Raw genomic sequence first — 9,409 nt, forward strand, 5'->3', positions numbered from 1 at the left:
AAAGGTGAAAAGGGAGGTTGGTATTTTTACCCCCTCCCTTTCATTCTTTTTTCTAGTAATTGTTCATTTCAAGGGGTAAGAAACAAAGGAGCATTAAAAGTGGAAATCTATCATTATGATGTCGTCTGCGTTGGAAGTGGAATAGCGGGCATGATGGCTAGTATTTCGGCAGCCGAACGCGGATTAAGGGTTTGTGTTGTATCAAAAGACCCGATTGGCTGGGGAAATACTCGTATCTCAGGCGGAATTGTTACAACCAACGAATCAAATGAAAAAGCACTATATGATGATTTATTAAGGACCGGCGAACAAATTAACCAAAAAAGTCTAGTAAAATCGCTTTTAAGCGGAAGTAGAAATATTAATGATCAAATCGAAAAATGGGGCCATATATACCTCCGTAATCCTGAAAACCCAAAAGAAAAGGAACTAGTAAAACCTGGTGGGCACACGATCCCGAGGACGTTAAAATCCTCCAATCGAGGGATTTCCATTGCCAATTCATTGCGGAGTAAATTTTTAGCGTTGGATATAAAAACACTAGAAGAAGTGGTTGTTTGTGAAGTGATGATGCGGGAAGAGAAGGCTTGCGGTGTTCTATGTTATGACTGGGTTGAGAATAAATGGATTGGCATTAACGCTCCTAATGTTATTTTAGCATGCGGTGGAGCAGGGATGATTTATTACCCTCATTCAGATAATATGCGCTCATCAACGGGTGATGGATATGCATTAGGCTTAAGAGCAGGGGCACGATTAATTGATATGGAGCAAATCCAGTACATCCCATTTGGTATACTTTTCCCAAACGGGATGAAAGGCCTCGAAGTGGGAGATACATCTGCCGCAGGTCCGTATGGAGTATTAAGAAATAAACAGGATGAAATCGTGGTCGATGATTTACCTAACAAAACCAGGGAGCTTGTCGCAAGAGCAATTGCGCTAGAAGTTAAGAAGGGCAATGGCACGCCACATGGGGGGCTCTGGCTAGATCCTACAGAAAATAGAAAGCATGAAGATGGTGAAAAGAACTGGCAGCATTGGAAATCAATCGGGACAATCAATACCCTTAAGTTGGCGTATGGAACAAAAGCCTCGCATTGGTTAGAGCGATTTGAAGTTTGTCCCACTCAGCATTATTTCATGGGCGGAATCTTTATTAACGAGTCTGGCAAAACGGAAATTCCTGGTTTGTATGCAGTTGGTGAAACAGCAGGGGGATTACACGGGGCAGGAAGGATGGGATCGATGTCCTTATTTGATGGACTAACCTTTGGGAAGATTGTCGGGGAGGAAATAAAAAAACCAACAGATGCAGAAGTTGTTCTCAAAGATCGCGATTTTATTTTAGAAAAACAAAAGGTGATTAACCAATTCACCGGAAAAAGTGACTATAAACCGATCCGTTTGAAAAGGGAATTAAGCAACACCATGTGGGAAAATGTTGGAGTTATTAGAGAAGAAAAGAATTTGAAACATGCCTTATCCGTCATTAATAAGATTGAGAAGAAATCCAAATGTGTCAAAGTTTCCTTTGAGCAAACCAATAACCACCGATTTTTGGAACTAATCGAGCTTCAATTTATGATTCAAACCGCAAAATCAGTTACCATAAGTGCTTTATACAGACAAGAATCAAGGGGCAGTCATTACCGGAGCGATTATCCTGTGAAGGTCGAACAATGGCAAAGGAAAAATGTCATGGTCAAAGCTTCACAAGAGGAGCTTTCCATTGAGGGGTGATGTAGGATGAGTGAAATTTCAATTTATGTTAACAGAACGAACCATTCAGAAAATAGGCAGTTACCACAAACAACTGAGAAATATACGCTTCCGCTATCACTAGGAGATTCCACTGTATTAGAAGCGCTTCAAACCATTCAGGAAGAGATCGATGATGATTTAGCCATTCGTTATGGGTGCCGTTTTAAACAATGCGGCTTGTGTGCTGTTACCGTTAATGGAAACCCAAGGATGGGTTGTATGACCAAAGTTAAAGAGGGGATGGTTATAGGACCACTAGACCAAATCCCTGTTCAAAAGGATTTGGTCGTGGACAGAAAATTTATTACAGAGACAATTAAACAGAAAAAACTATTTCCCCAACTACTGAATCACTCCAAAAACCCACTTACCAGCAAAGAATTTGATATTTTAAATAAATGTACTGATTGTCAGTCCTGTCTATCAGGATGTCCAGAATATAGCTATAAAGAGATGGATTCATTTGCTGGACCAATGTTTTTTGTCAAGCTCGCCCAGCTTCAGAATCATCCGCAAAATGAGCATAATTATTCAGGGAAAGCAAAAGAACTTGGCATGGAGAAATGTGAATCCTGCCCTGGCTGCCCCTGCCCCTATGGAATACCAATTAAGAAACTAGCCATCAATCCCTTTCTAAACGAATTAAAGACTACATAAGAGCTTAATGATAACGAGGAGGATATTGGAATGATTGAAGCTTCTCAAAAAGACCATGTTTTATTTCTAACGATTAATCGTCCTGAGGTATTAAATGCTTTAAATAAAGAAGTGATGCATCGCCTTCAGGAATCACTTATTCAGGCTGAAAGTGATGAGTCGGTAAAAGTCATCGTTATTACCGGTAAGGGGAAGGCCTTTGTAGCGGGTGCAGATATTAATGAATTCCTTTCTTTAAAGGACGCGGAAGAAGGAAGAGAGTATTCGCTCCTAGGACAAAATGTATTTTCGTCTATTTCTAAACTAGCAAAGCCGGTGATTTGTGCGATTAATGGGTATGCATTAGGGGGAGGACTTGAATTAGCCCTGGCATGTGACATTCGCATTGCATCCGAGAATGCCAAACTGGGTCTTCCTGAAATAAAGTTAGGCCTATTTCCGGGTTATGGTGGGGCGCAAAGACTGCCAAGATTGGTTGGTAAGGGAATGGGCTTATACATGATGCTATCCGGGGAAATGTTTTCAGCACAGGAGGCTGAAAAATGGGGACTAATTGAGCAGATTGTTCCACAAGGGGAGCTGTTAGATTTTGTAAATGATTTCGCCCAAAAAATTTCAAAATTCCCCTTGGGTGCATTAACAGCTCTTAAATCTTCTGTTAATAACGGGCTTGAGATGCATATTGATGATGCTTTACATGCTGATGCAAAAAGAATTGGGGAATTAATGGTATCGGATGAAGCACAAGAAAGAGCCCTTCAATTTGTTAGCAAACGAACCTAAAAATAGAACAATGGCAATTATCACGTTCGCTAATTTTTAAACAGAGGAGGAGATTTTTGTGAAAATAAACGAACATGTTGCAATTATAACGGGATCGACGAAAGGGATTGGATATAGTATTGCCAGAGCCCTTGTTGAAAAGGGTGCAGGTGTTGTCATCAATGGGCGTAACGAAACAAAGGTTGAACAAACGATAAGGGAACTACAATCAATGGGTGGACGTGTAATTGGTCTTGCGGGTGCTGTTGAGAATCCGGAAACAGGGAAACAACTTGTAGAGTTAGCACGAAAAGAGTTTGGAATGGTGAACATTTTGGTTAATAATGCTGGGATTATTCATGATAAAATGGCCCATAAAATGAAAGAAGCCGAATTTTCTGATGTAATCGATGTTCATGTGAAAGGGGCTTTTTATTGTACAAAACCTTTCATTCAACATGCGAAACAGCAAGGCACGGGCGGCTTCATTTTTAATATGACCTCAGACTCCGGATTAGCGGGGAATATGGGCCAGATTAATTATAGTGCCGCAAAGTCAGCAATCAATGGAATGACGTGGACACTGGCAAAAGAATTAATAAGAGATGAAATTATTGTTAACGCCATTGCCCCAGCAGCGCTAACCGAAATGACACGACCCTACGTGGAGAGAGCGAAACAACGAGCAGCGGAAAAAGGGGTACCGATGTCACCCTCATGGGAAATTGGTTCTTCTGATGAAGTAGCTTCTTTTATTATTTGCTTGATAGAAGAAAAAAATTTAGAGGAAACAGGAGCCATATTTGGAGTAAACGGTCAAAATGTGGTTCGTTGGAAACCTCCATTCAGCGAGCCTTATCAAAAGAATGTGGTGTATAGTGAACATGGGAAAAGAGGGTGAATGATGGAGAGCGTTACCGAAATCATTGTAAAAGAAGACCATATCGATCCAATCGGACATGTGAATAATATTAAGTTTGTTTCCTTCCTCGAGGATGCTCGAGGAGATTGGTATAGGAAAGCGGGAATTTCCTATGAGGAAATGCAAAAGAAGAAAATAGGGACCGTGATCCTAAAGTTGGATATTATGTTTCTGAAAGAAGCTAGACTAGGAGATTCTCTTAAAATTATCACACGTCCAAAAAAACTAGGTACTAAAAGTTTTGTATTCGAACAAAAAATTTTTAATCAATTGGAAGAACCTATTACAGAAGTGACCGTAACCTCAGTCATGTTTGATACAATCTTAAGAAGAAGTATAACTGTGGTGGATGAAATTGTGCGGAAATTTTCCAATATAGACTAAATGTTGTTTGGTACTAACGATAAATACAAGACATTAGGACATGGCAGTGATTTAGGAATCACTGCTTTTTTTGTCGGTCCAATCTATTCCACTGCCTGAAATTTGGTATGAATCTAGAAAACTTACGTATATGTAGTATGAATCATGAATAATTGAATGATAAGAAAGGGGAATTTACCATGTGGAACTATCCTCATAATGTAAATGGTCCTTTTAATATTAATAGTTACTATGTCGGCTCGAATCCGTTAACCTCTATCAATCCCACACCAATTTTTCCAAAAATAAATAAAACGACCTTCTTAAGTCCATTCACCTATATTGTGGGCGACGTTACGATCCGGAATAATACCTACGTCGGCCCCTTCGTCAGTATCCGCGCAGATGAAGGAACTCCTTTCTATATTGGAAGAAACTGTAATTTACAGGACGGCGTGATCCTCCATGGCTTAAAAAACAAACATGTCGAGGTTAATCAGCGGAAATACTCAATCTATATCGACGAAGAAGTATCCTGTGCCCATGGCTCATTGATTCATGGCCCCTGTCAGATTGGTAGAAATGTATTTGTTGGTTTTAAATCAATCGTTTATCATGCCGTCATCGGGGAGGGGAGTTTTATTTCCGCAGGAGCCGTTGTTACAGGTGGAGTGACACTTAAGCCTGGCAGCTTTGTTCCGCCAGGCGCTCATATTGATAATCAGAAAAAAGCAGATTCCTTATCAAAGGTACCGGAAAATGAAGAAGAATTTGCCCGTGAGGTTCAAAGGGTCAATCAAGAATTTCCTTCTGCCTATTCGATCACCTTTGGAAATGACCGATGTACGTGCGGTTTATCTGTCTGATCAAAACAAACTTAATCATCTTCCACCTCCTCAAATAGAATTTTCAAGGGAAAAATTAACTTTTTTGAAGGTTTTGAATCATATTTTGTTGAAATAAGTATCTAAAGGAAGAAATATTGGGTGAGGTGGGAGCATGAACGATATCCGATTTGCGTATATTGATGAATCTGGTGATTATAGTTTTGATTTTGAAAATAATGATGTTTCAACCCACTTTATTCTGGTTGCTGTTCTAGCAAAAGAGTCGAATAAAGAATGGCTAGAACAGGAAGTTGAAAAGGTTCGACAAAAATTTTTTCAAACGGAAGAAATGCAATCTGATAAAATGGATAACCCTCATCTAAGAATTCAACTATTAAATGACCTGAAGGATTTGCCCTTCAATATATATGCCTATGTAGTCGATAAAAGAAAAATTAGGGAAGATAGTGGCATCACATTTGAAAAGACGTTTATCAAGTTTATGAATCGATTGGTGTATGACGACTTAAATCGAACCTTTGACCAACTTGATCTTGTATTAAGGGAACAAGGGACGAAAGAATTTATGACCGAATTTAAAACCTATATTTCCGAAAGAAGTGTTCCCGATTTATTTAATTATTCCACTTTTGGTTTTAATCAAAGTAAATCGGAAATACTACTTCAATTGGCCAATTTCATCGCGGGAACAATTGCAAAAGGTTACGATCAAACTCAGTACTCTGAATATTATCCACTTTTTAATAAAATCATCAAAAAGAAAATCATTGCCATTAATTTATGGCCGCAAAACTATAAAAACTATCTTGATGATTACATATCCAGGAATCAAGACTCTCCATTTGATGAGGTTATTTTTAAACAATCGGTGAATCTGACCCTTCAATATCTTGAAAAGAATAAAAAGAGTGAAGATGCCGATGAAAGAATCCGGGTAGATTTACTCAAGTTCCTGTTATTTAACCTAAGAGAAAATCCAAATGAATATGTGTTTACCCAAGAAATTTTAGATAATCTGAACGCCATCCGCGTAAACAAAATAAATCATCACTACTTTCGATCGAACATCGTTTCAAAGCTTCGTGATAGCGGGCTATTAATTGCCAGCAGCAATAAGGGATATAAATTGCCTGTTTGTTTATCAGATTTATATGATTTTGTTCATTTATCGAGCTTAACGATCCACCCAATGATTCAACGAATCTCCAAGTGTCGCAATCAAATACTCCTTGCTACCAATAATGAAATTGATATTCTTGAACACAACGAATATGAATATCTAAAAAGAATTATTGAGATGGAAAAAATAACGGTTCATGATTAAAAGGTCAGTCCCACAAATCAAGTTTTGTGGGACTGACCTTTTTTAGATTGACCAATCATGCCAAATTTGTTATTCTATAATCAACTTTTATTCTTATAAGAAAACTTTTAATGATAAATTTTTCAAAAATAAATATAACCAGAAGGTGAATATATTGAAGCTGCAGGCAGATGTTTGTATTGTGGGTGGCGGACCAGCAGGGACATTATTGGGTTATCTATTGGCTAAGAATGGGGTATCAACGATTCTTCTCGAACGATCCTCCGGAGTGAACAGGAAATTTAGAGGCGAACATATAAACTCTGAAACAGAAGCCATTTTAAAAGAACACCAATTATTTGATAAGATAGAAGAGCTAGGCATTCTTAAAATGAAAAAGGTTGAGTTTTTTTCAGGAAACCGGATTGTTAACACGATTACACCTTCCAACACTGAGGATCATGTAGGAATTCATGTACCTCAAGCGAATTTACTAAGTGCAATGAACCAAGAATCAGCACAATATAAAAATTACCGTCTTCTTTTTAACACAAAAGTAACGGAATTAATCCAGGATGAACGTGGTGCCTTTACGGGTGTAAAAGCGATAAGCGACGGTCAAGAAGTCATCATTAACAGCTCCGTGGTTGTCGGAGCGGACGGCCGCTACTCGACAGTCAGAAAGCTTGCGGAAATACCAACGGTCGAGATGACACATGGTTATGATGTTTTGTGGGCCAAAATTCCAGCACCTGCAGGATGGGAGCCCACAACAAGAATGGTTCTTGTTGACGGCCATCAGCTTGCCTTGTTCACACAAACAGGGGGATTCATTCAAATTGGCTGGAATATTGAAGAAGGTTCTTTTCCATCGTTAAGAAAACAATCATTACAGCCCTTTCTTGAACCATTAATTGAAAGCTTTCCCGAATTGAAGGAGCTCGTTCTACAGCATCTTCGTACATGGAATGACTTTGTTCCCTTAAAAGTACAAAGCTCCCGTTCTAATACATGGGTAAAGGACGGATTAATTATGATCGGGGATGCCGCTCACACCATGACACCAACTGGTGCGATTGGGATTAATTGTGGGATGAAGGACGCGCATGTATTAGCGCCAATCTTAACCGAAGCGCTTTTGGAAAAAAACATTTCGGCACAGAGATTGAAAAGATTTGAAGTAAATAGAAAAACTGAAATTAAAGAACAGCAAGAAATGCAAATGAAACAAGAAGCCTCCTTTTCGGAAAAATTTGCTCAGTTTGCTCTAAGTTAAACAATGGACCTTCGCCTGCACCTGTTCATGGTGTGGGAGGAGGTCTTTTTTTGTAGAGGCGGCTAACCGAAAAGTTGGAGAAGAATGAGGAACCCAATAATCAAAACCGAAAAAAACGTCCCTCGTAATTCCTTCTTATTCGTCGCATCGGAGGTTGTCTTTCCCTGTTGCGTCATAATACCACCCTTTCCATTATTTACCGACTAATCAGTTATTTACCAAAAAGCGACATTTCATAATTTCCTTTGGAAAGTTTTTCTAGTAGGAAAGGGTGTCAGGCACCATGTGAATTCTTCACTGGTGCCTGACACCCTTTCCATAAGATAGTAAGCATTTATTTTTGATTTCGGCATCACTATTGTTACTATAGTAGTAATCTCTAATGGGAAAGGAATTGCTAAAATGGCAACAATTAATATACCTGTATCTGTTTTGAATTTAGCACCGATCCGAAAGGGGCAAAGTTCTAGTCAAGCGATTGAAGCAATGGTCGATCTTGCCCAAGCCGTCGAAAAAATGGGCTATCAGCGCTATTGGATTGCAGAACATCATAATACCGCTACACTTGTCAGTTCAGCGACATCGATTTTAATCAAGCATGTATTAGAACATACAGATACTATTCATGTTGGTTCTGGGGGAATCATGCTGCCGAATCATTCACCGCTCGTGGTGGCTGAACAATTTGGAACCATGGCAACGATTTATCCGAATCGTGTCGATCTCGGGTTGGGACGGGCTCCCGGTACAGATATGATGACAGCAAGCGCCTTAAGGCGTTCAAAAAATGATTCTGTCTATACGTTTCCAGATGATGTCCAAGCATTGCTAACTTATTTTGGTCCGGGAGAGAAGCAAAGCTATGTGAAGGCCTATCCAGGAGTTGGCACGAATATACCGATTTATATCCTTGGATCATCGACTGATTCTGCTTATCTAGCCGCAAGCTTGGGACTTCCGTATGTATTTGCGTCCCACTTCGCACCAAGATACATGGAAGAAGCAATCTCGATTTATCGGAGTCGTTTCCAGCCCTCCGAATATTTAGAAAAGCCATATATGATGGTCTGTTTAAATGTCATTGCGGCCGAAACGGATGAAGAGGCTCAATTTCTATCAACCACGATGCAGCAGTTTTTCCTAAATGTCGTTCGTGGTACCCAAAATCCGTTACAACCGCCTGTTGAAAATCTGGATGAGATTTGGACCCCGATGGAAAAAGAAATGGCTGCATCGAAGCAAAGTGTAACATTGTTAGGAAGCAAGGAGACGGTCAGACAACAGTTGACGAAGTTTCAGGAGTACTATAACGTCGATGAACTCATGGCCGTATCGTATATTTATGACACTGAGAAACAAAAACGTTCGTATGAAATATTAAAAGAAGTAGTCGACGGAAAATAAACTAAAACACCTAGAGTAACCAGTGATATTTAAAATAAGCGGAGATTTTTCGGTTAGACTGAAGAATAGAGCTCGGTTCGGGGTATATAAGCGGAGGTTTTCCGCTTAAG

General features: G+C 39.4%; 9 protein-coding genes. All 9 read left to right on the forward strand.

Annotated features, from left to right (window positions below; translation table 11 throughout):
- The first annotated feature begins 99 nt into the window (after positions 1 to 99).
- A complete protein-coding gene (locus tag BDR01S_RS08745; protein WP_066256075.1) occupies positions 100 to 1,743 on the forward strand; it encodes an FAD-dependent oxidoreductase in 1,644 nt (547 codons plus the stop codon).
- Between the two features lie 6 nt (positions 1,744 to 1,749).
- Complete coding sequence (locus tag BDR01S_RS08750) at positions 1,750 to 2,421, forward strand: 2Fe-2S iron-sulfur cluster-binding protein (protein WP_066256071.1); 672 nt, start codon at positions 1,750 to 1,752, stop codon at positions 2,419 to 2,421.
- A gap of 30 nt (positions 2,422 to 2,451) precedes the next feature.
- Positions 2,452 to 3,204, forward strand: a complete 753-nt coding sequence (locus BDR01S_RS08755) for an enoyl-CoA hydratase/isomerase family protein (protein ID WP_066256069.1) — start codon at positions 2,452 to 2,454, stop codon at positions 3,202 to 3,204.
- Between the two features lie 58 nt (positions 3,205 to 3,262).
- Positions 3,263 to 4,084 carry an SDR family NAD(P)-dependent oxidoreductase gene (locus tag BDR01S_RS08760; RefSeq protein ID WP_066256066.1) on the forward strand — a complete coding sequence of 274 codons (822 nt, stop codon included), beginning with the start codon at positions 3,263 to 3,265 and terminating at the stop codon, positions 4,082 to 4,084.
- Between the two features lie 3 nt (positions 4,085 to 4,087).
- On the forward strand, positions 4,088 to 4,489 hold the full coding sequence (locus tag BDR01S_RS08765; protein ID WP_066260128.1) for an acyl-CoA thioesterase: 402 nt from the start codon (positions 4,088 to 4,090) through the stop codon (positions 4,487 to 4,489).
- A gap of 179 nt (positions 4,490 to 4,668) precedes the next feature.
- Positions 4,669 to 5,334, forward strand: coding sequence for an LbetaH domain-containing protein (locus BDR01S_RS08770; RefSeq protein WP_082797365.1), 666 nt, complete (start codon positions 4,669 to 4,671; stop codon positions 5,332 to 5,334).
- Positions 5,335 to 5,467: 133 nt separating this feature from the next.
- The gene (locus tag BDR01S_RS08775) at positions 5,468 to 6,640 is read left to right on the forward strand and encodes a DUF3800 domain-containing protein (protein WP_066256064.1); all 1,173 of its coding nucleotides are present in this window, start codon (positions 5,468 to 5,470) and stop codon (positions 6,638 to 6,640) included.
- 154 nt (positions 6,641 to 6,794) lie between these two features.
- A complete protein-coding gene (locus BDR01S_RS08780; protein WP_066256061.1) occupies positions 6,795 to 7,895 on the forward strand; it encodes an FAD-dependent monooxygenase in 1,101 nt (366 codons plus the stop codon).
- A 402-nt stretch (positions 7,896 to 8,297) separates the two neighbouring features.
- Complete coding sequence (locus BDR01S_RS08785) at positions 8,298 to 9,299, forward strand: LLM class flavin-dependent oxidoreductase (RefSeq protein WP_066256059.1); 1,002 nt, start codon at positions 8,298 to 8,300, stop codon at positions 9,297 to 9,299.
- Positions 9,300 to 9,409: the final 110 nt, after the last annotated feature.

Source organism: Neobacillus drentensis NBRC 102427, from assembly GCF_001591445.1.
Taxonomy (GTDB): Bacteria; Bacillota; Bacilli; order Bacillales; family Cytobacillaceae; genus Neobacillus; species Neobacillus drentensis.

Bases quoted from the DNA above. Each gene is read 5' to 3' on its own strand.
- BDR01S_RS08750 (WP_066256071.1), top strand. From the start codon at position 1,750: ATGAGTGAAATTTCAATTTATGTTAACAGAACGAACCATTCAGAAAAT.
- BDR01S_RS08755 (WP_066256069.1), top strand. From the start codon at position 2,452: ATGATTGAAGCTTCTCAAAAAGACCATGTTTTATTTCTAACGATTAAT.
- BDR01S_RS08765 (WP_066260128.1), top strand. From the start codon at position 4,088: ATGGAGAGCGTTACCGAAATCATTGTAAAAGAAGACCATATCGATCCA.
- BDR01S_RS08770 (WP_082797365.1), top strand. From the start codon at position 4,669: ATGTGGAACTATCCTCATAATGTAAATGGTCCTTTTAATATTAATAGT.
- BDR01S_RS08775 (WP_066256064.1), top strand. From the start codon at position 5,468: ATGAACGATATCCGATTTGCGTATATTGATGAATCTGGTGATTATAGT.
- BDR01S_RS08785 (WP_066256059.1), top strand. From the start codon at position 8,298: ATGGCAACAATTAATATACCTGTATCTGTTTTGAATTTAGCACCGATC.